The organism is Agarivorans gilvus (assembly GCF_001420915.1).
Lineage (GTDB): Bacteria > Pseudomonadota > Gammaproteobacteria > Enterobacterales > Celerinatantimonadaceae > Agarivorans > Agarivorans gilvus.
The window spans coordinates 2,628,226-2,655,085 of the sequence record NZ_CP013021.1; the positions used below are offsets into that span (position 1 = coordinate 2,628,226).

24 protein-coding genes are annotated in these 26,860 nt (G+C 46.0%); 7 read left to right on the forward strand and 17 right to left on the reverse strand.

Translation table 11 applies throughout. The annotated features are described in order from the left end of the window. Nucleotides 1-14 precede the first annotated feature (14 nt). Nucleotides 15-779, forward strand: coding sequence for an aspartate/glutamate racemase family protein (locus tag AR383_RS12310; RefSeq protein ID WP_198150148.1), 765 nt, complete (start codon nucleotides 15-17; stop codon nucleotides 777-779). A gap of 169 nt (nucleotides 780-948) precedes the next feature. Beyond that, entirely contained in the window at nucleotides 949-1,809 is an 861-nt protein-coding gene (locus tag AR383_RS12315) for an NAD(P)-dependent oxidoreductase (protein WP_055733404.1), read from the forward strand. Between the two features lie 3 nt (nucleotides 1,810-1,812). On the opposite strand, the gene AR383_RS12320 is transcribed toward AR383_RS12315, so the two are convergent. Next, entirely contained in the window at nucleotides 1,813-2,697 is an 885-nt protein-coding gene (locus AR383_RS12320; protein ID WP_055733405.1) for a LysR family transcriptional regulator, read from the reverse strand. A gap of 108 nt (nucleotides 2,698-2,805) precedes the next feature. Between AR383_RS12320 and AR383_RS12325 the strand changes: the two genes are divergently transcribed. After that, nucleotides 2,806-3,543: an SDR family oxidoreductase gene (locus AR383_RS12325; protein WP_055733406.1), complete on the forward strand. Its 738-nt coding sequence runs from the start codon at nucleotides 2,806-2,808 to the stop codon at nucleotides 3,541-3,543. A 66-nt stretch (nucleotides 3,544-3,609) separates the two neighbouring features. Here the strand turns inward: AR383_RS12325 and AR383_RS21770 are convergent, their stop codons facing one another. The 7 genes from AR383_RS21770 to AR383_RS12350 form a co-directional block, all read right to left on the reverse strand. Then, nucleotides 3,610-3,774 carry a hypothetical protein gene (locus AR383_RS21770; protein WP_188407516.1) on the reverse strand — a complete coding sequence of 55 codons (165 nt, stop codon included), beginning with the start codon at nucleotides 3,772-3,774 and terminating at the stop codon, nucleotides 3,610-3,612. A gap of 144 nt (nucleotides 3,775-3,918) precedes the next feature. Then, nucleotides 3,919-4,047: a hypothetical protein gene (locus tag AR383_RS22465; RefSeq protein WP_257720922.1), complete on the reverse strand. Its 129-nt coding sequence runs from the start codon at nucleotides 4,045-4,047 to the stop codon at nucleotides 3,919-3,921. 209 nt (nucleotides 4,048-4,256) lie between these two features. After that, the gene (locus AR383_RS12330) at nucleotides 4,257-5,249 is read right to left on the reverse strand and encodes a transposase (RefSeq protein WP_055733407.1); all 993 of its coding nucleotides are present in this window, start codon (nucleotides 5,247-5,249) and stop codon (nucleotides 4,257-4,259) included. A gap of 73 nt (nucleotides 5,250-5,322) precedes the next feature. Then, the gene (locus tag AR383_RS12335; RefSeq protein WP_083481591.1) at nucleotides 5,323-6,675 is read right to left on the reverse strand and encodes a glycoside hydrolase family 43 protein; all 1,353 of its coding nucleotides are present in this window, start codon (nucleotides 6,673-6,675) and stop codon (nucleotides 5,323-5,325) included. A 998-nt stretch (nucleotides 6,676-7,673) separates the two neighbouring features. Further along, nucleotides 7,674-9,371, reverse strand: a complete 1,698-nt coding sequence (locus AR383_RS12340; RefSeq protein ID WP_055733409.1) for an ABC transporter transmembrane domain-containing protein — start codon at nucleotides 9,369-9,371, stop codon at nucleotides 7,674-7,676. Nucleotides 9,372-9,625: 254 nt separating this feature from the next. Next, the gene (locus AR383_RS12345) at nucleotides 9,626-11,116 is read right to left on the reverse strand and encodes a radical SAM/SPASM domain-containing protein (RefSeq protein WP_055733410.1); all 1,491 of its coding nucleotides are present in this window, start codon (nucleotides 11,114-11,116) and stop codon (nucleotides 9,626-9,628) included. A gap of 184 nt (nucleotides 11,117-11,300) precedes the next feature. Further along, on the reverse strand, nucleotides 11,301-12,293 hold the full coding sequence (locus AR383_RS12350) for a transposase (protein WP_055733411.1): 993 nt from the start codon (nucleotides 12,291-12,293) through the stop codon (nucleotides 11,301-11,303). A gap of 64 nt (nucleotides 12,294-12,357) precedes the next feature. Here AR383_RS12350 and AR383_RS12355 point away from each other — a divergent pair, with 64 nt between their 5' ends. Next, the gene (locus AR383_RS12355) at nucleotides 12,358-13,341 is read left to right on the forward strand and encodes an IS110 family RNA-guided transposase (RefSeq protein WP_055733412.1); all 984 of its coding nucleotides are present in this window, start codon (nucleotides 12,358-12,360) and stop codon (nucleotides 13,339-13,341) included. Between the two features lie 775 nt (nucleotides 13,342-14,116). Here AR383_RS12355 and AR383_RS12365 read toward each other — a convergent pair. The 5 genes from AR383_RS12365 to AR383_RS12385 all read right to left on the reverse strand — a co-directional run bounded on the left by AR383_RS12365 (nucleotide 14,117) and on the right by AR383_RS12385 (nucleotide 17,161). After that, nucleotides 14,117-14,920: an HNH endonuclease gene (locus AR383_RS12365; protein WP_055733414.1), complete on the reverse strand. Its 804-nt coding sequence runs from the start codon at nucleotides 14,918-14,920 to the stop codon at nucleotides 14,117-14,119. A 107-nt stretch (nucleotides 14,921-15,027) separates the two neighbouring features. After that, nucleotides 15,028-15,444: a hypothetical protein gene (locus tag AR383_RS12370; protein ID WP_055733415.1), complete on the reverse strand. Its 417-nt coding sequence runs from the start codon at nucleotides 15,442-15,444 to the stop codon at nucleotides 15,028-15,030. A 114-nt stretch (nucleotides 15,445-15,558) separates the two neighbouring features. Then, complete coding sequence (locus tag AR383_RS22125) at nucleotides 15,559-15,843, reverse strand: GNAT family N-acetyltransferase (RefSeq protein WP_335338403.1); 285 nt, start codon at nucleotides 15,841-15,843, stop codon at nucleotides 15,559-15,561. A 196-nt stretch (nucleotides 15,844-16,039) separates the two neighbouring features. Next, complete coding sequence (locus tag AR383_RS12380) at nucleotides 16,040-16,777, reverse strand: hypothetical protein (protein WP_055733416.1); 738 nt, start codon at nucleotides 16,775-16,777, stop codon at nucleotides 16,040-16,042. 3 nt (nucleotides 16,778-16,780) lie between these two features. After that, nucleotides 16,781-17,161, reverse strand: a complete 381-nt coding sequence (locus AR383_RS12385; protein WP_055733417.1) for a hypothetical protein — start codon at nucleotides 17,159-17,161, stop codon at nucleotides 16,781-16,783. Between the two features lie 370 nt (nucleotides 17,162-17,531). Between AR383_RS12385 and AR383_RS12390 the strand changes: the two genes are divergently transcribed. Then, nucleotides 17,532-18,497 (forward strand): integron integrase, encoded by a 966-nt coding sequence (locus AR383_RS12390; RefSeq protein WP_055733418.1) that lies wholly within the window; start codon nucleotides 17,532-17,534, stop codon nucleotides 18,495-18,497. A 93-nt stretch (nucleotides 18,498-18,590) separates the two neighbouring features. On the opposite strand, the gene glmS is transcribed toward AR383_RS12390, so the two are convergent. After that, on the reverse strand, nucleotides 18,591-20,423 hold the full coding sequence (gene glmS, locus AR383_RS12395) for a glutamine--fructose-6-phosphate transaminase (isomerizing) (protein WP_055733419.1): 1,833 nt from the start codon (nucleotides 20,421-20,423) through the stop codon (nucleotides 18,591-18,593). A gap of 22 nt (nucleotides 20,424-20,445) precedes the next feature. After that, entirely contained in the window at nucleotides 20,446-21,210 is a 765-nt protein-coding gene (locus tag AR383_RS12400; RefSeq protein WP_055733420.1) for a DeoR/GlpR family DNA-binding transcription regulator, read from the reverse strand. Between the two features lie 405 nt (nucleotides 21,211-21,615). Between AR383_RS12400 and AR383_RS12405 the strand changes: the two genes are divergently transcribed. Both AR383_RS12405 and AR383_RS12410 read left to right on the forward strand, forming a co-directional pair. Next, nucleotides 21,616-22,977, forward strand: coding sequence for an MFS transporter (locus AR383_RS12405; protein WP_055733421.1), 1,362 nt, complete (start codon nucleotides 21,616-21,618; stop codon nucleotides 22,975-22,977). A 112-nt stretch (nucleotides 22,978-23,089) separates the two neighbouring features. Next, nucleotides 23,090-23,272, forward strand: coding sequence for a hypothetical protein (locus AR383_RS12410; protein WP_055733422.1), 183 nt, complete (start codon nucleotides 23,090-23,092; stop codon nucleotides 23,270-23,272). Nucleotides 23,273-23,343: 71 nt separating this feature from the next. Here the strand turns inward: AR383_RS12410 and AR383_RS12415 are convergent, their stop codons facing one another. Together AR383_RS12415 and AR383_RS12420 are read right to left on the reverse strand one after the other, a co-directional pair. Then, nucleotides 23,344-23,841: a YehS family protein gene (locus AR383_RS12415; protein ID WP_055733423.1), complete on the reverse strand. Its 498-nt coding sequence runs from the start codon at nucleotides 23,839-23,841 to the stop codon at nucleotides 23,344-23,346. A gap of 195 nt (nucleotides 23,842-24,036) precedes the next feature. Beyond that, nucleotides 24,037-26,760 (reverse strand): hypothetical protein, encoded by a 2,724-nt coding sequence (locus AR383_RS12420; protein ID WP_055733424.1) that lies wholly within the window; start codon nucleotides 26,758-26,760, stop codon nucleotides 24,037-24,039. Between the last annotated feature and the right edge of the window lie 100 nt (nucleotides 26,761-26,860).

Sequence of the window (26,860 nt, forward strand, 5' to 3'; positions counted from 1 at the left end):
TGAAGAAGTAAAAAATGATGAAAATTCTAATAATAAATCCCAATATTTCTAGCTCCCTGAGCGAGTTAATCGCTACCGAGGCACGCCGCTGTGCCGCGCCAGAAACTGAAATTACGGTACTAACGGCCCCCTTTGGCGTGGCCTATATCGAGACCCGCGCCGAAGCGCAAATTGCCGGTTATGCGGTAATGCAATTGGCCGCCGAGCACTATGCTGATTACGATGCGGTGATAGTGGCGGCCTTTGGCGACCCCGGCCTAGAAGCGCTGCGTGAAATGTTACCTATTCCGGTAGTTGGCATGACCGACGCCGCCCTTGCCAGCGCCGCGCAGCTAGGTGGGCGGATCTCCATCATCGCTATTTCCCAGCGCATTCAAGCCTGGTATCGAGAAACCGTAGAGCGCGAAGGCCATTTGGCTCGCTTGGTATCGATTCGAGCCTTAGATGAAACCCTCAGCGACATTAGCCAGGTGCAACAAAATCAAGGCGAAAGGCTGATTGAACTGGCCAATCAAGCGGTCAAGCAGGATGGTGCCGACAGCATCATATTAGCTGGTGCCCCCTTGGCTGGTTTGGCACGCAGCGTGAGTAGCCAACTGCCGGTGCCGGCCTTAGACGGCGTCAGCTGCGCAGTAAAACAGGCCGAAGCTTTAATTCAACTCTATCCCAACCAAGCCCAACGCAGTGGCAGTTACGCCTTGCCGCCACGTAAGGCCTGCCAGGGTTTAAGCCAAGAGTTAGCCTTGTTGATAGGTGGAGAAATTAAAGACCAAACATAACGTTTATTGACACGCATTTAGGGCTGAATTCAGCCTCACAACTAGTACTCAGCGGCTGGCACTTAAGTGCCCGCCGCTGCTTTGCTTACAGCATTTATACAAAAATGCAGGCCATTTACCTTAAAGTGAACATGGTTTGCAGAATTTTTAACACAACAGAGAGAAGTTTATGACTCGTATAGGTTTTTTAGGTTTAGGCATCATGGGTAAGGCGATGGCCTTAAACTTAGTAAAAGCGGGTTTTGAGGTGACAGTATGGAACCGTAACCCCAGCAAATGCGCAGACTTAGTCGCGCAAGGTGCCAAGCAAGCCGATAGCCCCAAAGAGCTGGCCGCCAACTGTGATATTAGCTTTGCCATGGTGGCCGACCCTGAAGCAGCCTTAGCCATTTGCCTAGGCCCCGATGGCGTAGCCGCTGGCATCGGCGAAGGGCGCGGTTATGTAGATATGTCGACGGTGGACGACAGCACCTCACAAGCGATTGCTCAAGCCATTACTGAGGCGGGCGGACGCTTTTTAGAAGCGCCGGTATCGGGCACCAAAAAACCCGCAGAAGACGGCACTTTGGTGATTTTAGCCGCCGGTGACAAGAGCCTGTATGACGACGCGCTGCCCGCCTTTGAGGTAATGGGTAAAATGTCGCCCTACCTTGGCGAAGTAGGCCAAGGCGCCAAAATGAAGCTAGTGGTGAACATGATCATGGGCGGCATGTTAAGCATCTTCAGTGAAGGCATGGCGCTGGGCTTAAAGTCAGGCTTAGACGCCCAGCAGCTTAGCGATGTACTAGACGCTGGCGCCATGGCCAACCCGATGTTTAAAGTTAAAGGGCCGATGTTATTGGCTGAAGATTACAGCACCAGCTTTCCGCTAAAACACATGCAAAAAGACCTACGCCTAGCACTCGCCTTGGGTGACAAGTTGGATTTAGCCCTACCCACGGCGGCCATTACCAACGAAGCCTTCAAGCAAGCGCGCAAGGCCGGTTACGCCGATGAAGACATTGCCGCAGTATATAAAACGGTGAAGTAGGGCTTAAGCCTTAAACGCCAGCTGCAAATAATCGATGAACACTCTCACCCGTAACGAGAGTGTTCGTTTGCGCGGGTACATGAGATAAACCGGCGAAGGCTCGGGTGGAAACTCGCTGAGTATGCACTGCAACTTGGCGGCACTTAAGTCAGCCTCTACATGGTAGCGGGGCAGCTGAATAATTCCCAAACCGAGGCGAGCGGCCTCAACTAAGGTTTCCGCTGAGTTGACCTGCACACTGCAGGGCAAGCTCAAATATTGTATTTGCTGCTCCACAGTGAACTCAAGCGGCAGCGGCTCGGCGCTGCGACTCACCCGAAAGCCCACCATTTTGTGACCCTTTAAGTCCTTGGGGTGGCGCGGACAACCATGGCGCTGTAAATAGCTCGGTGCTGCCACGCTCACTTCAGTTAAACTGGCGAGTTGCTTGGCCACCATGTCATCGGGCAAGGCCTTGCCAACCCGCAATACACAGTCGATACCTTCGCGCAGCGGATCCACCAGCCGGTCGCTATCACTCAAAAACAGCTCTATATCTGGATAGGCCTGTAAAAACTCGGCCAATTTAGGCAGCAAAAAGTGGCGTGCCAAGGTGCCATGCACTTCAACTCGCAGCTTTCCCTTAGGCTTGGCGCCAGTAAAAGCGTTTTCCGCCTCTTCCAACTGCGCCAGCAAGTTCACGCTACGCAGGTAAAATTCTTCGCCATCTAGGGTGGGGCTGACCTGCCGCGTGGTGCGCTCCAGCAAACGTACCCCAACACGCTGTTCCAGCTGCTTAATGGCTTCAGTTACCGTTGAGCGCGGTAAATTTAAACTGGCAGCCGCAGCAGCAAAACTGCGCTGTTCAAATACACGGGTATAAACCCGCATGGCATCGAAACGGTCCACGCATTGTTCCTAAAATTCGAATTCTGTTACCAAGTATTGAGTGATTATCCGAACAATACAAGCTGTTAAGCTGACTAACGAATCCCCACTATCGATTAGGAAAACAGTATGTCGGCTCAAACCAAAGTCGCGCTAATCACCGGCGCATCCCGCGGTATCGGCGCAGCCATTGCGCAAAGACTCAGCCACAGTGGTTATGCGGTGGTAATCAATTACGCCAAACAAGCCCAAGCCGCAGAGGCCTTAGCCACTCAACTGATTGCCGCTGGCGGTCAAGCCCTTGCCGTACAAGCCGATGTGGCTCAAATGGAACAAGTAGTAAGCCTCTTTGATCAAGCTGAACAGGCTTTTGGCGGCATCGATGTGCTGGTGAATAACGCCGGCATAATGACGCTGGCACCAATAGCAGAACTAGAGCAACAGCAGATTGACCAGCAATTAGATATCAACCTTAAGGGCAGTATCTATTGCCTACAACAAGCCGCAAATCGGCTGCGTAATGGCGGGAGCGTTGTTAACCTTTCTAGCTCGGTAGTAGGCTTAAACCTAGAAAGCTATGGCGTTTACGCAGCAAGCAAGGCCGCCATTGAGAGCCTAAGCCGTATCATGGCAAAGGAAATGCGCGGCCGTAATATTAGCGTGAATGCCGTTGCACCGGGGCCTACTGCCACCGAATTATTTCTAAAAGATAAGCCAGAGCAGCTTATAGAACGCCTAGCCGATATGAACCCTCTGCAACGCTTAGCGAGCGCAGAAGATATTGCCGCAGTGGTAAACTTTTTAGTGAGCCCCGATGGCGCTTGGGTCAATGGCCAAGTGCTGCGAGCCAATGGCGGAATGGTGTAAACGGCTTGATTTTATAACGTCCAGCTCATTTGGCAAAAAGCCAAGCCCATACAACTCAGTGCTAACTCAAGCCCCACTAGGCGCGGCTTTACTGCGGCTTGCAGGGCGCTTAGCAATATAAAACTGGCAGGCTTGCCGATCGGCGCTGGTGGGTTGCTCCCACGCGCCACATAAATCTTTGGCGTTTTCTCGAGTACGAGTAAATTGCAGACACCTTCCACAGCGTTCCATGTGCGTTTCATCCTTGTTTGACCAGCGCCAAAACATAACTCAGGCTTGTGCCTAGGCCTTTGACTCAGCGCAAATTTAAGCTTAAACATCAGCTTAGAGGCAGCTCAAGGGCTTTGATCCATTCGACTTGGTAGGCCTAAATCTCTATTTTTTACCCGCTTGCGGGGTTTCAATCTGCGTAATTTCGACTAAATTCCATGGCAAGCCCTGTTGTCGATATAAGCGTTTTTGCAACAGTGGGTAATCGGCCACATCACAATTAATCTTAGACACCCATTTAAAAATTAATCTTAGACACCCATTTAAAAACAAAACCAACAGCAACGCCTTTCTGTAATAGTTAACCTAGACCGAGGTTCAAAAAAACTGAGCAATTTAACGATATAACGGAAACAAGTTAGATTAACTTGGCCCCTAACCATAAGCTAGGCGAGCCAAAGCCTCAGCATGGCTGATAATTAGGTAAAGTGAATGGGGGGAAGCTAAGCGCTGTTAAGCAAGCGCCTACATCGACTCAAATTAGTGGTGCGCTTATGACCTAAGTGTTGATGGTATTGGCGTAATAGGCGCTCTTTACCCACCGCGCCGGAAAAGTGTTGTTCAAACTCACAGCTAAGACTTAGCCATTGCTCTGCGGCTATGCCTAAGCGTTGCATTATTGGGCTGGCCTCTAGGCTTAAGTGGCCTCGTTTGTCTTCTCGAACAATGCGGCCAGTACTGTCGACCAACTCCAAATAATGATGTAGTTGAAAAGGTAGTCCTTGCGGCATATTATTTCTGGGGTTACCGACAAAGGGAAACAGTACTTTAGGTTGGGCTTTTTTTTGTTGTACAGCCTTGGCTCTTAACTTAACGCTGGTGTGCTTGGATGATTCAGGCGTTGTTTCCATTTTTGCCCTGACGGGGTTTAAATCCACATAAGCCATACAAGCCATGAGCGCAGCTTCATCGAGTAAGGCTTGGGACTTAAAGCGTCCTTCCCAGAATCTGCCTGTACATTGGTCTTCTTTATTGGCTTCTCTGGCAATATGTTCATTCAGTTGGCGCATAAACCAACTTAAGTCATAGAGGCGTTGGCGGTAAATTTCGGCGGTGTCGTTAATACATTGCAGTTGGCTGGCATCTAATTGAGGGCGAAGCTCTTTATTTAAGTACATTTGGGTAAGTAAAGTACCTTTGTGCAAGCGATGCCAGCGCTCAAGCACCTCTTGTACTGACCAAGCCTCGGCCTGTTGTTGATTCACATGCAGTACGATATGCGTATGGTTGCTCATCACTGCATAGGCGCACACATCAATGGCAAACACTTCTGCGAGTCTTAACAAGTAGTCTTCTACCCACTGACGGCGGTGTTCATAGCTCTTGCCTGTTTGCTTATCCTCACCACACAAATAAGCCCGACGAACACAGCGAGAAACACAGTGGTAATAAGGCGTATCATCCAAACTCACTTGCGATTTTCTAGGCTGAGGCATAACAAGCGCTCCACGCTAAGGCTTTACTTAAGCGTAGAGCAGTGGCGATTATTTCGCCACAATTATGGGTGTCTCACCATAATTCAAGATAAACCTCTTGATTATCTGCCAGCCTCACCCGCGCATCTTTTAACTCTTTCTTCTCGCCCAAGTCACTCACCATAATGCCTAGGGTCTTACCTCCCAGCGAGTCACTGTTATACACCCGTAGGTAGTAGAAATTAATCGCACTGTAGTAGGCCACCAAGCCGGCAGACTGACGGGTACGCTCTGGTTCAAAGCTCATTTTGGTGGTGACTTCACAGTCAAAAGACTGTAGCCGCCGCGCCACTAAGCTCTTATCTCTCGGAGTAAATAGCGAGCCCTGCCCCTTCAAACCCAAACCAAGCTGCTCATCAGTTGATAGCCAGCTTTCCGAGGCGGCAATGCGGTAGGTTTGAAACTCTACCGGCAGAATAGCCGAATCAAACTCGGTGTTTTTCGAGTGATTAGTTTGTTGAATCACATCCCGCGCATGCTCTGGCGCTTGCGTTTCTAGCTGAGTTAAAACGCCACCGCTAGCCAGACGGATCCAGCCATCTTCGGTTTCGTAACACTTCTGAATCGCCGTTTCCCGCCCCAGCATACAACGCAGATCGGGAACAAACGGTCGGGCACACAGGTGGGCAATGTAAAGCTCGCCATTTTGAGTTTCCACCAAGGAGCCATGACCAGACTTCTGCAAAGCCGAACCCGGATTGTAAAAATGGAACTTATAAGCGTCGTCTATGCCGCGCTCGTTAAAGTCATAAGGTTGGCTGGTGAGCACCACTCGCTGCGGATCGGCCTCGTAAGGCCCATCGATAGAAGTAGCGCGAGACAAGACCACCGCATGACCATAACCGGTGCCGCCTTCTGCGGTCATTAAATAATAATAACCGTTGCGCTTGTACAAGTGTGGCGCTTCGATGCAGCCGCGATCAGTACCACCACGAGAGATAATAGTGGGGCGACCAAGCAATTTCTTGGCACTGTCGTCCCACTCTTGCAGGGTAATGTAGCCAGGATGCTCATAGCCATCTCTATTCTCCCAGACCAAATTCACTATCCACTTGCGACCGTCATCATCGTGGAACAAGGAAGGATCGAAACCACTACTGTTAATGTAAGTGGCTTTCGACCAACGTCCGGTCACCGAATCAGACTCCACCATGTAATTGTCTAAATCGAAATGCTGACCCTGAATGTTGTACACCACCGAGAATACCAAGTAGAACTTCTTAGTCTGTTCGCAGTAACTTAAACACGGGGCCCACGCGCCCATTGCGGTATTTAAACCGGTTAGATCAATTTGGTCTTGGTCAATTAGCGCGTGTCCAATGTGCTGCCAATTGTGCAAGTCTTTAGAATGGTACAAGGCGATGCCGGGGTTATATCTGGTGATTATTGAATGCCACTCTCTAAGGAATCATTTTCATTTACCGAAGGACAAATAGGCGTATTTGTTAATATACCTTTTGCCGCGTCTTTACGTCCCTTATACGGCATCACTGATCTATAAAGTAGCTAGAATTTTCGGCCTTACCATAAGGAGGATTTCCTCTATCGAAACGCATTTCGGGCATTTTTAATATAGAAATGGCAGCAAACCTATATGATTGCTGCCATTTGGGTATGAAACATTAATACTCAGTATGAATCTTTATTACTTGGTATGAGACTTTATTCCTCTTCCACAAAAGCTGTCGTCGAACAATAAAGTTTGATCGTAAATTCTTCTATTCGGTCAAGAATTCATAAACTTTCACCGTAAAATTTGATCATTTTTTATTATGTGTAACCTAGTTAGCCTCGCAAATCGTGACAATAAAGTTTGATCACTTTTAGAAACTGATTCTTTATAATTGGAGAAATTGATTAAGACTGTACGACGCATAAGACTATCTCGATGGCTTCCCATAACTGGTGTAACTTGTCGAAGCCAAGAAAAATCCGCTGAAGTATGAGTGTTCAACCCTTTTTGTAGTACATGCAGATATAATGATAGCGATCAGTAGTCCGTTTGGTGTCAGTGCTCCTCCTATGTACTGATACACAGGCCTCCCTGAGGGAGTCGTTTTCAACCAAAACTCACAAGAAGCTTCTGTCAAATCTGCTTTAGCTAAGCCAAAACAACCGTCACCCGTCAACGAAAAGTGGAATGGCAAGTACTTTCGAGTGTTTTCGGGGTGTTACCGGATCGAGCCGTATATAGTCCTCCTTTAACTCCCGCTCCGGTTAATTCGCACGCAAACGGAATAAAATCTTCCGAGTCATTGCTTTTAAGGTACCCCCTTACAGCCCCACCTTTCGTAATCCCTCCTAGACATGGGTGATCAGTCCTTTCAATTTTTTGTTGGTAGTATTCTTGAGCCTGACTAAGATAGGTTGTCACTATGCTCACCTTTAAATAACTTGAAGGCTAGGGCATGAATCTCGGTTAACCTTAGCATTTCGGAGGATGAAAACTTCATCCACATTATTTGCCAGATGCTTCTCGTGAGATACAACTATGAGAATGCTTGGCTGAATATGCGTCACTATATTCTTGTATATGCATTGAGCCAAGTCACCTCCAAGGTTCGACAGGCCTTCGTCAATGACTAACACTCCACCTTTATCTAGTCCTATCAAGAATCTAGCCAACACTAAGCGTTTTCGTTCCCCGTATGAGAGCTGTCGGCCTCCTTCACCAAGTTTTGTTTCCAGACCATCTTCCAGCTGGCTCTCCAAATCGGAGAGTTCGACCCACGAAAGAGCCTCACGTACTTGCTTGTTTGTGAACCTATTCCGGAAGCTGGTTACATTGTTTTTCAAAGAAGTTGAAAAAAGTTGACAGTCTTGAGGAACAAGCACCAAACGACTCAACAATGAAGCCCGAGAGTACTCCTCTTGGCTTCGCTGATTTATAGATATAGTACCTGATAGAGGTTCGCGATCTCCGCAGATTGTGGCCATTAAAGTTGACTTACCACTACCGGACTGCCCACCCAATAAATAGGCATTTCCAGCCGAGAACTTTAGTTCAACGTTCTCTAACAGGAACCTATGTTTGTTAAAGCCAATATTCACAGCTATCAAATGGATCTCATCGATGCCATTCAATTCAAGACTGTCACCTGCTTTCGGCTCTGGGTTTCCTTCGTCCAAAACATCAAAATACCTTTTTGCATATGCATCAACCTCTCGCCATTGCAGAACAGCCTTAAACAGTTCTGTCAACGGATTGTGTAAGTACGATGCCAATATTAAGAATGCGGAAAGCTGCCCAATTGATAGCTCCCCGGCCACCGTCCGGGTAGCGCCCCAAAAAATACACGCCACAAAAGAAATAGCAAAAACACTCCCAGTTGCTGAGATTTCAACTGAAGCCAAAGTACGTAGTTTCATATCTGACTTTCTAAAATGAAGAGCCGCAGCTTTCAACCGTCTGAGTACTTTGTCTTTTATTCGCAATTTCACGATAGATGAGAATAAGTACAAAGACTCATAAGATAACGTCGACATAACAGCCTGATCTTTAGCTGAGTCCATTGTCCTAGCTGTAATCTTTTGAGAAATTAATGCGTTCAAAACGAGCAAGCAAGGAAGGGGAAGTAAGGCCACCAATGTGAGCCGCCAATCAATGAAACTCATAAACACAGGTACAAAAGCTAAAAAGCAGATGTTTGAAAAAAGCCGATTGAGTATATCTATGATTTGTTTACGAGCTGAACTCGCGTCTCGTAACCTTGACAGCAAGTTGGCCACTCTCTGAGATTGAATGAACGAACTGTTCTTGTCCAACAAATTTCCGATAAATTCTTGCCTTGTTTCAAAAGATATACGGTGCTGTATAGAATTATTCAGATAGAGGGACAATGCTGTTAGCACTGGAATACAAATAAGCAATGCAACAAGGGTGATACATATTGGTATTAACTCCTCGGTATCACCCTGAAAAATGACACCGTCAAACAGGTAGGAAATGATCAAAGGTCCGGGTATGTGCAACGCCACAATAATGATGTTCATGCTAAACAAAAGAACTAAGGCAGGACGATATTCATACAGAGATTTAAGAAATCTCAAGCTGTAATTACCATTTGCTCTGGGTGTACTCATTTGATTCTCGCTTCTAAATAGACCTGCCACATTTCAGTGGCAGGAGGTGGTATCATTTAATGCCAGCAAGGGCAAGGACCACAGGGACAAGGCCCACAAGGGCAAGGGCGAGAACCGCCCCCTCCCGATAGGGCATCATTTTTTACCTGTTCTAGACTCGTATCAGTCTCACCGATAGTAAGAGATACGCTTGTTACTGAAAGATCCAGATCGTTCGTAAGCTTGTTTTTACTATTCATGATAGTTCTCCTTAGTTAAGAGATGTACTCGACTGCCAGAGCATGAAACACCGCTTTCTCAATAGCGCAGTTTTGAGTTGTTTTGAATACATCACCAGAACTGGTATGAGCATCAGCCACACAACCTCCAGAACAAAACGCTTCAATATCGCACCCTGAACAAGCCGAAATATTTCCAACAACACGGTTAACAACATTCTGATATTCTCTGGATTTAAGTGCCTCCTCAAAATTTGAAATAGTTCCCATTTTTGTTTCTAGGGCAGCGCAAGGTGTGAGATCTCCTTGCGGACTTACAGATACTTCTCCACCAATAGCTCCACAATAAACCCCCAACCTTTCACCGCTAATAAGCGTATTCCATGGGAACATTACCATTCCGGAGCTAACATCAACGGACAGAGAAGCGGAAAGCCTGATGATCTCGGTTATTCTCTGCGCTTTCCACGAAGCTGGTGTCGGAGCTTTATTTAAAGAGATTCCTTCAAAGCAAGCGCTTTGAAGCCCCACGGACACGCAGGAATCGTATAGAGTGTTCTTTTCGTGAATATAGTGAATTACGTCTTCTAAAAAAGGGTAATTATCCTCAGTCAGGGTTACCTCAATTCCAGTCGATACCCCTTCTTCTAGCAATGTGTTTATTGCCTTATCTACCTTGAGAAATGTACCTCGACCAGAGCTGTATACTCTATTTTGGTCATTGATTTCTCCTATCCCATCAAGGCTAACCGCAACATGAACAGAAAACTCCTTAAGAAATTGAGCTTTCTCCTCCTTGATCAGAGTACCGTTAGTATTTAAAAAGAAGGAAAGAGATAAATCCGGAAATTCTGATTTAGCATGCAAAAGACATTTTCTTAGCACCTTCCAGTTCAATAATGGTTCACCTCCAAAGAACCTTATCAATCCCTTTTTTCGCTTATGTTTCCTTAGGTTATTACAGAAAACTTCTATTGATTTTTTAGCGACTTCCCAGTCCATGTGGGATTCTTTTTCGGGCTTGGCTATATAGCAGTAAGTGCACTTCATATTGCAACTTTTCGTTAAGTTTAAGCGCAACTTGTTGATCAAGGCTCCTTCCGCATTCCTGTTTGAATCTAGATGGCAGTATGCGCTATTGCTTTCTTCCCCATACACTAGTAGTTTTTTTCTAAAAAGAGCCCTTAATATCGGCACTAACTCTTCCTTTGATACGCGATCAAAAAGCTCAGGAAGGGTTAGACCTTCCCTTATTGCATTCATTACTGTATCTACACCAACTCCGACCGTCGCAGCCCCTCCGTAGAAGGCGTTATATACGAGTGCCTTAGTTTCACCCCGTATCGAACGGTAATTTCTTGATACCGATATTTCCCTTATTTCCAGACCATGACTAGCTCGCCATTTTTTTTCTGTATCCAAAAGGCTGATACCAGCGGAAACAAAAACATCTAAATAATTCTTTCCTAACGAACATTTAGAAATCAACTTGTCCCAAAGTCCTCCTGATAATTTAATCTTAGACACCCATTTAAAAACAAAACCAACAGCAACGCCTTTCTGTGATAGTTAACCTAGACCGAGGTTCAAAAAAACTGAGCAATTTAACGATATAACGAAAACAAGTTAGATTAACTTGGCCCCTAACCATAAGCTAAGCGAGCAAAGCCTCAGCATGGCTGATGATTAGGTGAAAAATAAATGAGGAAAGTTAAGCGCTATTGAGCAAGCAACGGCATCGACTTAAGCCGGTGGTGCGTTTATGACCCAGGTGTTGATGGTATTGGCGTAATAGGCGCTCTTTACCCACTGCGCCGGAAAAGTGTTGTTCAAACTCGCAACTTAGGCTCAACCATTGCTCTGCTGCTATGCCTAAGCGTTGCATGATGGGGCTAGCCTCTAGGCGTAAGTGGCCTCGCTTGTCCTCTCGAACAATCCGGCCAGTGCTATCAACTAATTCCAAGTAATGATGCAGTTGAAAAGGTAAACCTTGCGGCATGTTGTTTCTGGGGTTACCGACAAAGGGGAACAGTACTTTAGGTTGGGCTTTCTTTTGTTGTACTGCCTTGGCTCTTAGCTTAACACTGGTGTGCTTGGATGATTCGGGCGTAGATTCGATTTTTGCCCTGACTGGGTTTAAGTCCACATACGCCATACAGGCCATTAAAGCGGCTTCATCTAGAAGGGCTTGCGATTTAAAACGCCCTTCCCAGAATCTGCCAGTACACTTATCTTCTTTATTGGCTTCTCTGGCAATATGTTCATTCAGTTGGCGCATAAACCAACTTAAGTCATAGAGGCGTTGGCGGTAAACTTCAGCGGTATCGTTTATACATTGCAGCTGGCTGGCATCGAGTTGTGCCCGAAGCTCAGGGTTTAAGTACATTTGGGTAAGCAAAGTGCCCTTGTGTAAGCGATGCCAGCGCTCAAGCACCTCTTGTACTGACCAAGCCTCAGCTTGTTGTTGATTCACATGCAGTACGATATGAGTATGGTTACTCATCACGGCATAAGCGCACACATCAACGGCGAACACTTCTGCTAGTCTTAACAAGTAGTCTTCTACCCATTGGCGACGATGTTCATAGCTCTTGCCTGTTTGCTTATCTTCACCACACAAATAAGCCCGTCGAACACAACGGGAAACACAGTGGTAATAAGGCGTATCATCCAAACTTACTTGCGATTTTCTTGGCTGAGGCATAACAAAAGCTCCACGCTAAGGCTTTATTTAAGCGTAGAGCAGTGGCGAATATTTCGCCATAATTATGGGTGTCTTATTTAATTCTGCTGTCATTAAAAACAGAAAAGTCTCCAGAGATAAACTGCTGCATGAAGTTCGTCAATTCCCTCCCAATACGCTGATTGCAATGGAAGCTTGTCTTTCATCCAATTATTGGGGGGAAACCATTCAAAATATGGGATATCAGGTAAAGCTGCTTCCGGCTCAGCATGTTAAACCGATGGCGCGTAGACAAAAAAATGATGCTAATGATACGCTAGCTATCTGCGAAGCTGCTTTTCGTCCCAATATTCATGCTGTGCCAATCAAGACGCGGGAGCAGCGGGATATCAAGGCGCTTCGCACTGTACGCAGTACCTTGGTTGTGCGCCGTACAGCAACGGTGAATCAGCTTCGAGCCTTAGCGGCAGAATACGGCGTGATTTTCCCAAAAGGATTAAAAACACTGCAGGAGCAGCTGCCCGCCACATTGGAAGATGCCGATAACGGCTTATCAACAGTAATACGCAGCCTGCTGCAAGGGCTGTATGATGACATTAAGATAATCTCCCGTGATATCGACTCGTTAACTGATGAGTTAACACGCTTGGCAAAGCATCATCCTCGCTATCAAGCTTTGCTAAAAATTCCCGGCTTTGGTCCCATTGTCACCGCCAGTGTACTCAGCGAACTAGGAACGGGTGAACAGTTTACCAATGGGCGGCAATTTTCTGCGTGGTGCGGTTTGGTTCCCCGCCAGCACAGTAGCGGAGGGAAGGCTACATTGATGGGCATGACTAAAAACGGCAACAGAGAACTGCGAACACTGTTGATTCATGGTGCCAGAGCAGTGCTACGGTTCGCAGCTAAGCGTCAGGATGCTATGGGACGTTGGCTTAACGGACTGGTTGCCCGACGAGGAAAAGTTAAGGCGATTGTGGCACTGGCAAATAAACTCGGCAGGATCGCCTGGCGGATCATAAGCGGAGATCAAGAGTTTCAGTTAAGCCGGGCCTTTAAAACGGCATGAATATAGAAAAAAGAGTAACAGAACTGTTTAATTAACTGATTAGGCAGAAAAAAGAGATATAAACGTCACCCTAGAGTTTGCAAACCTTGATGGAAAAACGGTTATCCGTCCCGGTAAGAGCCTGAGAATAAGACGAGGCATTTTATGCCGTGTGGGTGTATAGGCGGCCGGGTTCGGATCTCATCATGGCGCAGGGCATATTAATGAATCGCCCAACTTAAAGACGCCGGATATATGTCAGCGAACCTATCTTCAATCAAGAGTTGCAAAACACGGGGCGTCCATATATGTCTTATTTAACGTTAGGGAGCGTAGCGACGAGTTAGTGCCTTGCATTGTTATATACCTTTGCTCTGTAGTTCAGCTACATAGAATGCCGTGCCAAAATAGATGGCAGCAATAACTATGGCAAAAACAACCTGCGCGGGCTTGAGCCTACTTTCTAGGTTAAAGTTCATCAAAGCCCTTAGTCTATACGGGTAATTCTCTTTAAGCGCTATAAACAGGCAAAGCAAAGAAGTGTTTACATAAACAACTATGAAATACCAATATCCATGTGGATCGTCGAACTTCGAGAATGACTCCAGGCCTTGAACCTTTCCGTAAGCCCATACGCATTCATAGTAAAACCCCAGAAGACTCATTAGAGAAGTAACGATAAAGCCCAAAAACCACAACTTCTTAATGTGCATATTTACGTTCCGCAGGTATATAACGCCCGCATTTGCGGCTGGTTTGGAGCGCAGCGGAAAACCAGTCCGACAACATGCGCTTGTTAGCCCGTTGGGGCCAGAATTTTGGTGATTTCATCATATTCAAGGCCACTATTCTTCATATGTATATGGACTGCCTTATGGCAGTTAGGGCAAAGGAGCGCCAAATCCTGGGGCTTTATAGTGTATTTCGCTGAATAAGTAGAAATTGGCGTCTTATGGTGTGCCTCAATATACTTGACCCCATATTTATCATAAAAATTCATTGAACATATTTCGCAGACCCATGAGGTAGCGCTTTTTGCCGCAGAAACAACAGCCTTGCTTCTTTCTGCCATTAAATGGGTTACGTAGCGACGCTCACCCTCTTGATACACCGCCTCATCCTGATTATGGATAGCATTTTCAGTTGATGAGCCTTTCCGAGTGAGGACAACGAAATTATTTTCAATTTCAGAAACAGAAAAGTCACCTTCATAGCGCCATCCTTCCTTTGATTCCGTGAACAGGAGAATAGGATAAAGGTGCTGTGGTTGTTTGATTAAAACGTCGTTTGCCTTTTCCTTAAAATTAACCTTCCCGTTCCTTGCTTTGAATGAGTAGTGAAATGCCGATTTATCATCGTCAGACCATCCATCTTCTTCGTATGAGCCTGGGCGAGTCTTGATAATTACTGCTTTTACAGATGGTAAATCTCCAACCCAGTTTATGCCTTGCTGGGGCGTGTTGCCTATTGTGAACTCTGGGCCTGACCAATATGGTGAGGAATCAACTTTTGAGTACTGGATTAGATCAAATAGATTTCGCTTTGAAACTGTGTCTCCAGATGCAAGAGAAAACAAATCTTGTGGTTTACTCAAAGCCATGTGCGTACTCTAATTCTTGTGAGGGCTAACGCCTTGCTTTGCGGCGCGCGGTTAGCGCGTCCGGTGGAGGCGCGGCTCTTTGCGCCGTAACGAACAACAGCAACTTGTTAGGCTAAGCTAACTATACTGGCAGCTTCGAGCGCAAACATAACTGCCATTGCAACTATTAGGAATATAAGCAGCGTTAGTATACCCACCCCAAATATTTTCCAGTTTGACTCAAATGTGTATTCTTCACTGCCTTCGATCTGGTCTTTTTTTAATTGGGTAGTTTCAGCTATTTGTCTGGCAGCCAAACAATATGCTAAAGGCAATACCATGTTTGGGAATTTTTCTGGCAAAAAAGGAAGAATAGCCATCAGGAATATTATAAATATGGCTCCATATATAAGTGTTTTTTGCGCTAGCGCTTCATTGCCTATCAACAGATAGTTCTTCCTTAAATAATAAACTGTAGCAATTGGCCCACCCCAAAACGATCCACCAGCTATTTGTGCTGGCGATAATACCTTTTTCACTTCCACGATCTCTCCTTCTTGTGAGCCTAACGTCGTTGAACACCGGCAAAAAACGAACGCCAGTGAGTTTTTTGTCCATAGCCCGGTACGGGCGGGTGCTTCAATTTGTTATGTGATGCACTATGCCACCAAGCTTTTAGCCATTTTAAAATAGGCAATTTCGCTTTTAAAGAAACGACCACCTTCCATAGAAAATCCAAACCTTCTATAAAATTCAATTGCTGACTCTCGAGCGTCAAACCAAAACTTTTTTACATGAAGAGATTTAGAGTCTTCTATCATGTGTTGAAGCAAGGCCGTTCCAATACCTCGATTTTGAAACTCTTCAAGTGTTGCAAACTTTCTTAACCGAGCACTACCTGCATCTATATAAACTGAGGCAACACATACTAATGCTCCTTCAATTTTGACGCCATAATGTCGACCGCTTTCGTCCCCTCAACTTTACAGAATGAAGGGGCTTATCAGGCCATAGAACTTTGTGCCTTACAGGAATAGTTTCTTCCCAGTTTAAAGTGACTATTTCCATCAATATTTCACATAACGCCCGCGTAATAGGCGCGAGCTTGCGAGCGTCCTAATTGACGCGTTTGTTAAAGCCTTATCGGTAAGAAGGCGAAATCCATTCACATAGCCACCAGGTATTACTTGCCGATTTAGCCGCTTTTATGCACCCTATCTCATTGAGTTTTTTAAGTGCATGTTTTATATCCGCCTCGGAAAGAGTTTGTCTTTCGTATTTTCGGGCATGATTATCAATGGCCGGTTTAAGATCTTCGGATTTTACATTCTTATTTGAATCTTTAATCTGCCACATAACCCAGAGAGTGACAGCTTCCGCTTCCGATAAATCTATTTGGGTATTCCTCCATATGCTATTCCATAGCAATATTGCGGCAAAGGGTATTGCCCAAGGTGCTTGCGTTGCAGAAATTACGGTAAAAACGCTATTTGAAACAGCTTCAAACAAAGTGCGGACATTAAGCCTAATATTACCTAGTTTGGAGCTACGACCGCCGCCACGTCCAGATGGTGCCAAGGTAACCAGATGCATATACACCTGCTCTTTTTCAGGCGGCGTGACCTGTATAGCCTTCTCAAAAAATTCTCTTGCAGTGATTTGTATTTGAGCTTCTTCAATGCCTACCTCACGAAGATGGCATTCAATAGATTCTTGAATCTCGACTTCCTTTTCTTTTTTTCTTTCGTAGTCCCATTCCATCTCGCAATTCTCAAATTCTGATGTGTAGAGCTTTAACGCTTGCTTAAAGGGCGACAGCCAGCGGCTTGCCGCGTCGTGGCTGGCGTCCCAGGGAGCGCAGCGACCGCATTGAAGCATTTGTTAGCTTGATTGCGGTGACACATAGATAAGATTACAAGCCGTCCGTACATTTGTTGCCTCAAAACGCGACAGCAAGATACTTACAAAGTGAGCAACTACCGGGTCAACCACGATATCTGACAGGCATTCAATCTCGGCACGCAATTGCTGAATATGAGTCCAATCTAAAATGGATTTACCATCAGGCCGGAGCAGCTTCATTGTGTGAAAATCGTAGGCACGCCCGAGATGGTACAACCGGTACATAATCTGAACCGGGATAGACACTTCTGCACCAAGGAGTTCACGACTTTGACTGTCAACCACCTGAAGCGTCGAACAGCTTGAGCCTTGGTATGTTTCCAGATTCAGTTTGTCTTTCCAAGCTTTAACATTAGGCATTTCAAAATGCTCCGATTTCGATTTTCAAGCTAACAGTGTATTACCCGGACTTCTCATTAAACCCCAGCCATTTTTACCTAGGTAAAACTCATTCCAAGTAAAATTAATTAATAATGACAATAACTTACCAGCAAAAATCGAAGTTTCACAGCGCTTATTGATAAAAGACAAAGCGAGAATAGATTTACCGCGCCAAATTTTGGCGCGGTAAATTTAGAGGCACTGAAAATAAACTAAGTAAATTCAGGTGGTTGCAAAAACAGGCAAAAACAAAGCGAGAACAGTTTGACTAATTTTAGGCTCGCTTTGTCGCACATTCACTGAATTCCTATTATAACTGTATATATATACATCATTGTAGGTTGACAACATGGCGGCATCTCCATTCATTGAGTCTATTAGAGCTGAACTACGAGTGCGTCGTTATAGCCTGCAAACGGAAAAAGTATACTTATATTGGATCCGGCAATTCATTTATTTCCACAATAAAAAACACCCAAACAACATGGGAAATGAGGAAATTGAACAATTTCTTTCTCATTTAGCGAATAGTCGGCAAGTCAGCAGCGCAACTCAAAACCAAGCTTTATGTGCCTTAATATTCATGTACAGACACCTCTTGAAAAGAGACATCCAAGGACTTGCATATTCCTTTACTAAAAAACCACAGAGAATGCCCAGTGTTTTAAGCGAACATGAAGTGCAAGTCATCTTGACGCACTTAAAGGGCAAATATTGGCTTATTACCGCCTTACTCTATGGTTGTGGTTTAAGAATTAATGAAGCGCTAAAACTACGCATCAAAGATATTAATTTTAATAACCACACCGTTTTTGTGTTCCGAGGCAAGGGGGCTAAAGACCGTTACTCCATCTTGCCTCACTCACTCGATAAGGCATTGCTAGAACAAATTGAATTTGCAAAGCACCTACATCAGCTCGATACTGAGCAAGGCTTTGGTCTCACTTCACTACCCGCTTCTTTAATTCGAAAATATGGCAATGCCGCTAAAGATTTAGCTTGGCAATACTTGTTTCCTTCTTCGGTTCGCTGCACGCACCCATTCGATGACTACATTTGCCGCCATCACTTACACGAAACAGCCTATCGAAAACAATTGCGTCAAGCGGTGTTAAAAAGCGGCTTAACCCAGCGTATTACCGCTCATACCTTTCGCCATTCCTTTGCCACTGAAATTTTACGTAGCGGAGCAGACATCCGTACTGTTCAAGAATTACTTGGCCATGCTGATGTAAAAACCACCGAAATTTATACCCATGTATTAGGCTCTCGGTTTGCGTATACACAAAGCCCTTTAGATCGACTAACTCCATAAAGTTAAATACAAAAAAATGCGCTCAGCCAAAAGATGAACGCATTGATGAATGGCTTAGTCAGTTGGACTAAAACTAAATAAACCCGCCTCGGCTTATTCCACCGTCACCGACTTGGCTAGGTTACGGGGTTGGTCTACGTCGGTGCCTTTAATTAGCGCTACGTGGTAAGACAGTAGCTGTAAAGGCAAGGTGTAAACGATGGGGGCGATAAGCTCGTCTACATGCGGTACATTAATCACTCGCATGGTGTCGTCGCTTTCAAACTTGGCGTCTTTGTCGGCGAAGACATACAAAATACCACCACGGGCGCGTACTTCTTCAACGTTAGATTTAAGTTTCTCTAATAACTCGTTATTGGGCGCAACTACAATAATTGGCATGTCGGCGTCAATCAGCGCCAGAGGGCCGTGTTTCAGCTCACCTGCGGCATAGGCTTCGGCATGAATGTAAGAAATCTCTTTGAGTTTCAGCGCCCCTTCCATAGCAATCGGGTATTGAGTGCCACGCCCCAGGAATAAGCTGTGTTGCTTGTCGGCAAAGTCTTCGGCTAGCTCTTCAATGGCAGCGTCTAGATTGAGCGCCTGCTCAATCTTGGCAGGCAGCGCCAATAAAGAGCTCACAATGCGCGCTTCTAGCTCTTCAGAAATATCTTTATGACGACCAATCGCGGCCACCAGCATTAACAAGCCAGCTAATTGTACGGTGAAGGCTTTGGTTGAGGCTACGCCAATCTCGGCACCGGCTTTCATCATGTAGGCCATGTCGGATTCACGCACCAAGGATGAACCTTCCACATTACAAATGGTAAGGCTAGAGGTATAACCTTGCTGCTGGGCCAAACGTAGCGCCGCTAGGGTATCGGCGGTTTCACCACTCTGCGAGAGCGTGACTAACAAGCTGTTTTTAGGGGTAAATGACTTACGGTAACGAAACTCTGAGGCAATCTCTACGTTACAAGGAATACCAGCCAATTCTTCAAACCAGTAACGCGCTACCATGCCAGAGTTGTAAGACGTGCCACAGGCAATAATTTGCACATGCGCAATCGTCGGTAAGATTTCGGCGGCTTTAGGGCCGAAGGCACTGTCTAATACCTTGCCGTTTTTCAAGCGGCCTTCTAAGGTGCGTTGAATAGCGATAGGCTGCTCATAGGTTTCTTTAAGCATGTAGTGACGGTACTGACCTTTGTCACCGGCGTCGTGTGAGGCGGTTGATTCAGTAATTTCACGCTCTACGCGCTCGCCAGTGGCATCGTAAATAGTCACCGAGCGGCGGGTTACTTCGGCTACATCACCTTCTTCTAAAAAGGCAAAACGGCGCGTCACCGGTAACAAGGCTAGCTGATCTGAGGCGATGAAGTTTTCACCCACACCGTAACCCACCACCAAGGGGCTGCCCGAACGCGCTACCACTAGGCGTTCTGGGTCTCGCTTATCGGCAATCACCATGCCGTAGGCGCCTTCTAGCTCGGCCACTGCCGATTGCACCGCTTCTACCAAGCTTTGGTGGTGTTTTACCTTGTGCTCTACCAAGTGCACAATCACTTCGGTGTCGGTATCAGATTCAAACTGGTAACCCTTGGCGATTAACTGTTCACGTAATTCAGCGTGGTTTTCGATGATGCCATTGTGTACCACCGCAATGGTTTCACATGAAACATGGGGGTGAGCGTTGCGCTCGCTAGGTTCGCCATGTGTGGCCCAACGAGTATGGGCGATACCAGTGCCGCCCAATACTGGTGTTTGATCTAGGGCTTCGGCCAACTCTTGTACTTTACCAAGGCGACGCACTCGGCTTAGCTCGCCTTCGGCGGTAATGGTGGCCACGCCCGATGAATCATAGCCGCGGTACTCTAAGCGACGTAAACCTTCTACTAAAATATCAGCAACATCACGTTGCGCTACCGCTCCTACAATTCCACACATAGTTTTTTCCTTGTCGATAAAGTTATTGAGCAACAACCACCGTTACGCCCTGAGCAGAAATTTGCTTGGCGATGTCGGGATCGATGTGCTTGTCTGTTACTAAAGTTGAAATTTTTGACCATGCCAACTCTAGGTTATGAATTTTGCGACCAATCTTGCTAGATTCGGCCAATACCACTACTTCGCGCGCCACTTCGGCCATTACCTGACTTAAACCCACCAGCTCATTAAAGGTGGTTGAGCCTCGCTCTACATCGATGCCGTCGGCACCAATAAACAGTTGATCGAAGTCGTAGGCACGTAATACTTGTTCGGCCACTTGTCCCTGAAAAGCTTCTGAATGGGTATCCCAAGTGCCACCGGTCATTAATAGCGTAGGCTCATTTTCCAATTCACGCAGCGCCGCCGCGATACTTAAAGAATTAGTCATCACCACCAAGCCCTCTTTACCGGATAATTCGGGCAGTAAGGCGGCGGTAGTGCTGCCACTGTCGATGATGATTCGGTTATGGTCGCGAATTAAACCAGCCGCAGTATGGGCAATAGCCTGTTTCTGTTCAGACACCTGCTCGTCTTGCGATTCGTTAATCAATTCGCTGGGGATGGGTACCGCGCCGCCATAACGACGTAATAGCAGGCCATTGGCTTCTAAACTGGCCAAGTCCTTTCGGATCGTAACTTCAGAGGTTTCGAATAGCTGAGCTAGCTCGTCTACCTTGAGCTCACCTTGCTCGGCGAGCCGTTCTAGAATCAGTCTGCGGCGCTGTTGGGTGTTTCGTTTGATCATTTTACTTTTTATTAAGTTTCGATTCGAAAGTTATTATAGTTAAGCGAAACTTAAGATCAAGCAGCGAAACAACAATTTTTCCTACTTTTATCCGCCTACGCTGCATAAGCATAAATAGCGCGTCCTTAGCACGTTGACGAAGCGAACAACACCACTAACACCACGACACTAAAAACCTTATGTATTCCAAAGCACACTGCTCTCAGGAGCATTATATAATTTTGATAAAAATCAAAAAAAGCAGGGAACAAAACCGAAAAATGTGACAATGAAAACATTTTCAATACTATATGCGATCCGTGTCACTTAAATTTTGTGGATTAAATCACCTTTTGTCTTCACAATCGCGCCAGTTTTTTATTGCTTGGACTACCCAAGTGCCCGTCCTCACTAGTAGGTAAGTTTATGAACACACAGAAACCCAAACTACGCTTTTGGCAAATCTGGAACATGAGTTTCGGATTCCTAGGCATTCAATTTGGCTTTGGCTTACAGAACGCCAACGTTAGTCGTATTTTCGAAACCCTTGGTGCCAGCATCGACCAAATTCCTATTTTATGGCTGGCTGCGCCAGTGACCGGTTTATTAATTCAACCGATTATTGGTTACATGAGTGACCGCACTTGGAATGGTTTAGGTCGTCGTCGCCCTTACTTCCTAACGGGTGCAGTACTGTCTTCGCTAGCACTACTAGTAATGCCTAACTCACCTCACTTGTGGGTAGCTGCGGGTATGTTGTGGATTTTAGATGCCTCTATCAACGTATCTATGGAACCCTTCCGCGCCTTAGTTGCCGACAACTTACCATCGGAGCAACGCACTCAAGGTTTTGCCGTGCAAACCTTCTTCATTGGTGTAGGTTCGGTTATCGCTTCGGCCATGCCTTACATGCTTAGCAATTGGTTTGGCATTGCTAACACCGCGCCCGAAGGAGTGATTCCACCTTCGGTTAAGATTTCTTTTTACGCCGGTGCTATCGTATTTTTTGGCGCAGTATTATGGACGGTACTACGCACTAAAGAATACAGCCCAGAAGAAATGGCAGGTTTTGAAAGCGATGAACCAGAGCAAGAAACTGGTAACGGCTTAGCCAGTGTATGGCAAGACGTAAAACAAATGCCAAAAACCATGCGCCAACTGGCTGTGGTGCAATTCTTCTCTTGGTTTGCCCTATTCGCTATGTGGATCTACACCACTTCGGCGGTAACTAGCAGTGTTTACGGCACCAGTGATGCCTCTTCAGCCCTGTATAACGAAGGTGCTGACTGGGTAGGTTTATGTTTTGCCATGTATAACGGGGTTAGCGCCCTAGCGGCCTTTGCGCTACCTTGGCTAGCTGCTCGCACCAGCCGTAAAGTGGTTCATGCGCTTTGTTTAACCATTGGTGGTATTAGCCTGGCGGGCATGAACTTTATTAGCGACCCTAAATTGTTAATGATTAACATGGTCGGCATTGGCTTCGCCTGGGCCAGCATACTATGTATGCCTTACGCCATTTTAGCGGGCTCGTTGCCAAGCAAAAAAATGGGCTTCTTCATGGGCGTATTTAACTTCTTCATCGTTATCCCACAAATTTTAGCGGCCGGTATCTTAGGTTACGTGACCCGTGAATTCTTCGGTGGTGACTCAATGATGGCACTAATGCTAGGTGGTGCGTCAATGGTGGTAGCGGCGGTAATTACCCTTAGCGTAACCGACCGAGATGACCCACAATTAAGCGACGATAAAGAGCAATCTATTAACCTGTCTGCGGCGCAAGGCGCTTAATATCCCAAGGGGCTTGAGCTTTGGCTCGGCCCCAATTGGCTACACTGTTTAGCGATCCTTCTGCCCCTTTACTGCGTATTTATAGTTGAGCCTTTAATAGAGGAGTCAGCTGATGAGTCGCCACATCTATCAAGCCGGTCGGCGTTGCCTGTACCATCAAGGCCAAGCCTTAATTGACAATTTTAGTGAAGCCGAGGCTGTGTTTGCCAGCCATCCTTACAGCATAAGCCTTGAGCAGGATGAGCAACAGCCAGAGCTTAGTGAGCTAGAGACCAAGCTTTTTGAAGATCACTAAGACCTTGGTTTAAATAGCAAAAAGCCGAGTCTTACTCGGCTTTTTTATATTAATAAGCAACTAAGACTGGCTTACTCTTCGTCCCAACTAAAATCGGCCGCTTGCTCAGGATTAGGCCGGTATTTTAACTGTAAGCCATGTAAAAAATTACGCATCACTTGGTCTTTGCATAAACGAAAGTGTTTATGTTCAGCTTTACGAAAAAATGCACTCAGCTCATGCTTACTTAATTGAAAACCAGTCAGGCCTAGAATCTCTAGCATATCTTCGGCTTTAAGATTTAAGGCAATTTTTAACTTCTTTAATATGATGTTGTTATTTAAACGCTTTTCAGGCTCAGCTTGAGGGCCTTCGCGCTTGCCTCGTTTTTCATTAATAAAACCATTAAGAAATATCGCTAAAGTACGATCGTTTAAATTACGGTAGGCCGAGTCGTCGTCTCTCTTCAACCAGTCACTCACTTCGGCGCGGCTCACCTTTAAATCCGCTTGAGCAAAAATGCCAATCATCTTGTTATCGTTCAAATCAAAACAATAGCGAAGACGTCGAAGAATATCGTTGTTAGTCATGAAAGTTCCTGAATCAAATAAAACGCTAAGCACATTGGCTTAAAAACCAGCAGGATTTTACGCCATTGCGCCACAACTAGATAGCAAGATTAAGCGATATTCCAATTAGCCTAGTTGAAAGCACAGTTAAAGTGGTAATTCAGCGCAAAAAAAACGGCCTTAAAAGGCCGTTTGATTAACCTAAACTAAGATTATTTAAAGCGCAGGCACGTCGTCTATAGCAACAAGAGTGCGCACGTCGCTCCAAATTTCACCTTCATCGGCACTCATGTAGTCAAAGTCAGTAGCCCAATTACTTTGCTGAGCAAAGATCTTCAAGCTAAATTCGACACCATTACTTGCAACAATGGTATTGGTTTCTTCGATATCTACCGCACCACTACCATCATCAAAAGTAGCACGTAGTTTTAACTCACCGGCTTCGGTTACCTGCCATATCATGTCAATGCTTAACTGTTCATGGATGATACGAACTTCGCCTTCATACCAACCCGCTTCACTGCTGGCTACATCACTGAACAAGTAGTATTCCTCTTCCTGTTCTTCTTCGTAGCTGGCTTTTAAAGCCGTGCCTTTTAAGCGCTCAGCATCAAACTTGGCTACTCGACCAGCAATTGGCATTTGACACTCAGTCACCGCTGCTTGGTAATTGGCCAAAACTTTTTCGGTACCTTCTACAGGGACTTCGTTGGCGTCGTCCCAGTCGGAATCACCAGTTCCACAGCTATAGATGGCAGCACGATCAGTAAACCAGCCCTTGAAATACCAAGCTTCTGCGAGTTCAGAGTCCTGAGTAAATACAGCAACCGTTAGTAACTCATCTTGATTTTCAAGATCTTCAGCTGCAACAAAAGTTAATAAGTCGTAAGAGTCATCGGCAAACTCAACTTTGATGAAACCTTCGTCGGTTACGCTGTAGGTCACACCGTCAAGCAATACACCCGCGCGGTAGTAATCTACACTGCCATCCTCATTGAAGTCATAGGCACGAGTCGTTCCATCACTACCAGCTATTCTGACTAAGCGCCCATCGTAGAAATCGCTAATACCATCACTGGCAGACAAGTAGGCACAGCTGGCAAAGAAGTCTTTATACTGTTGCTCACTAAAGTCAGTAGCTAAACCCTCTAAATCACAGCTTTCACGGTGCAGCGCATCGCCCATGTCTTCAATAGCTTGTTGGTTAAACAAGTAGAAGTTTTCGGTACCCGCCATTTCTACATTACCGCGGCGAACCAATCCTTCCGCCACGGTGAAGAAGATTTCTAAATCATCACTTTCTGCACCATAAGCCACTAAAGCCAAAGGTAAGCTCACCCGCACTATTTCTTGACCGCTCACCGTTTGCGTTTGCCAAGTCGTGCTGAAGCTCAGTTTTTCAGTTGTTTGATCGTTATGGAAAATCTTGTAGAAATTCACGGTATTGGCATCGTCTTGCACAAACTCAGCCAATACACTGGTATTGCCTGCCTGAGTCGGTGTCATCCAGATGCCCTGCATGGCGTAGTCATTCTCTTCTGCTGCTTGCTCAGAGAATAACGCGTCTAGGCTGGTTGGTGCCGCTTCTTCAGCGCCGCCGCCCATATTGCGGTAAATGCGGTTACAGAATTCACCCTCTTGTTCACAATCCCAGTTGTAAATCCGGTAGCGATCTTCAGCTGCGGTTTCTGAGCCCAAGTAAGCTTGCGCACCCTCACTAAACATGGCGTTAGCCGGAATATACGGCACCAAGTCACTCGCATCTTCGGTGGCGGCAAAAGCGCGAATCGAAGCACCAGCTAAATCAACTTGTTTTAAGCTAATTGTGCGGTCTAGGCTGGCATCGCTATGCAAGCCGATATTGGTCATGGTGGCACTGCTTGCGTCAGCACTGCGGAATAGCGGCATATCGTAGTCGGCTAACCAACCTTCGCTACCCAACACCCAACGGTCAACTTCATACCCAGTGGTATCGGCAGTTGCAATAGTTTGCGCATACTCTTCATCAGCCATAGTTAAATCTAAGGCTTCACCACCTTTCACATCCCAGATGTAGAGCGATTCTGAAGTAGTCACACCATCAAAACTAATATTGCCCGTTTCAAATTCTAGGTAATCATTTTCTGAATAGGAGTTAACCCACCAAAAGCCTTGCTGTAGTAGCTCTGCCACGTTGCTATCGGCGGCGCCGGTTTCGGTTTCGATACGGTCAACCACATTATCGGCTAGCTCTTGAACTGCAGGATCTTCCAAAATATCTTCTAAGGTGAAGTCGTTACCTGAATCTAATATCGCTTGCTCGATTTGCTCACGTACTTCTTCAATCACACTGCTCACCAACTGCTGAGCCACACTCACATCACTGGCGACTTCGTTACCAGATGGCACCGCTGAAGCAAAGTCTCCCCAGTCACTGCCCGAAGTACTGGCCGCTGCAATTTGCTCAACTACTGCGCGATAAGCTGCAGTAGAGCTTAAGTCCACCTGAAACGCTTCAGAAGTCGTTGGAGCGAAAATGTTATCGCTAGGCAGAGGCTGGTTAAGTTGCACCGCTGGCGTGCCATCTAAATCAACCAGAATCACACAGTCTAAACGTACACCACCAGGTAAGGTGATCACGTAAGAACCGTCTGGTTCTTGTGACCATTGCTCGTCAGTTAATTCTACGTTTTCAATCACATTACCGTCGGCATCGATGATCGCCACGGCAAAGTTATCTTTAGTTAAACTATCTACCGGATCGGCATAAGCTTGCGTGAACAAGCTAATACCTTGAATTTGCGTGGTAATTAAACTTGGTGGAGCATCAACACTAATCGCAAAGGAAGTGCTGGTGGTCTCCTCCGGAGGAGTTGTACCGCCGTTATTATCATCACTAGAGCCACATGCACTAAGCAGGCTGGCCGAGCATATAACAGCTAAGGCGCTGAGTTTTCTCATTGTTAATATCCCTATTTACCAGGTTAGTTGTATTAGCGGTGAATCACCGAGACAGAGGCGATACTACTTACCTCCTTGTAATGCGTAGCATTATTGCGGG

Excerpts from the sequence above, each read along its gene's own strand:
- AR383_RS12310 (WP_198150148.1), top strand. The coding sequence starts at position 15 with ATGATGAAAATTCTAATAATAAATCCCAATATTTCTAGCTCCCTGAGC.
- AR383_RS12315 (WP_055733404.1), top strand. The coding sequence starts at position 949 with ATGACTCGTATAGGTTTTTTAGGTTTAGGCATCATGGGTAAGGCGATG.
- AR383_RS12325 (WP_055733406.1), top strand. The coding sequence starts at position 2,806 with ATGTCGGCTCAAACCAAAGTCGCGCTAATCACCGGCGCATCCCGCGGT.
- AR383_RS21770 (WP_188407516.1), bottom strand. The coding sequence starts at position 3,774 with ATGGAACGCTGTGGAAGGTGTCTGCAATTTACTCGTACTCGAGAAAAC.
- AR383_RS12330 (WP_055733407.1), bottom strand. The coding sequence starts at position 5,249 with ATGCCTCAGCCTAGAAAATCGCAAGTGAGTTTGGATGATACGCCTTAT.
- AR383_RS12340 (WP_055733409.1), bottom strand. The coding sequence starts at position 9,371 with ATGAGTACACCCAGAGCAAATGGTAATTACAGCTTGAGATTTCTTAAA.
- AR383_RS12350 (WP_055733411.1), bottom strand. The coding sequence starts at position 12,293 with ATGCCTCAGCCAAGAAAATCGCAAGTAAGTTTGGATGATACGCCTTAT.
- AR383_RS12355 (WP_055733412.1), top strand. The coding sequence starts at position 12,358 with ATGGGTGTCTTATTTAATTCTGCTGTCATTAAAAACAGAAAAGTCTCC.
- AR383_RS12365 (WP_055733414.1), bottom strand. The coding sequence starts at position 14,920 with ATGGCTTTGAGTAAACCACAAGATTTGTTTTCTCTTGCATCTGGAGAC.
- AR383_RS12380 (WP_055733416.1), bottom strand. The coding sequence starts at position 16,777 with ATGCTTCAATGCGGTCGCTGCGCTCCCTGGGACGCCAGCCACGACGCG.
- AR383_RS12385 (WP_055733417.1), bottom strand. The coding sequence starts at position 17,161 with ATGCCTAATGTTAAAGCTTGGAAAGACAAACTGAATCTGGAAACATAC.
- AR383_RS12390 (WP_055733418.1), top strand. The coding sequence starts at position 17,532 with ATGGCGGCATCTCCATTCATTGAGTCTATTAGAGCTGAACTACGAGTG.
- glmS (WP_055733419.1), bottom strand. The coding sequence starts at position 20,423 with ATGTGTGGAATTGTAGGAGCGGTAGCGCAACGTGATGTTGCTGATATT.
- AR383_RS12400 (WP_055733420.1), bottom strand. The coding sequence starts at position 21,210 with ATGATCAAACGAAACACCCAACAGCGCCGCAGACTGATTCTAGAACGG.
- AR383_RS12405 (WP_055733421.1), top strand. The coding sequence starts at position 21,616 with ATGAACACACAGAAACCCAAACTACGCTTTTGGCAAATCTGGAACATG.
- AR383_RS12410 (WP_055733422.1), top strand. The coding sequence starts at position 23,090 with ATGAGTCGCCACATCTATCAAGCCGGTCGGCGTTGCCTGTACCATCAA.
- AR383_RS12415 (WP_055733423.1), bottom strand. The coding sequence starts at position 23,841 with ATGACTAACAACGATATTCTTCGACGTCTTCGCTATTGTTTTGATTTG.
- AR383_RS12420 (WP_055733424.1), bottom strand. The coding sequence starts at position 26,760 with ATGAGAAAACTCAGCGCCTTAGCTGTTATATGCTCGGCCAGCCTGCTT.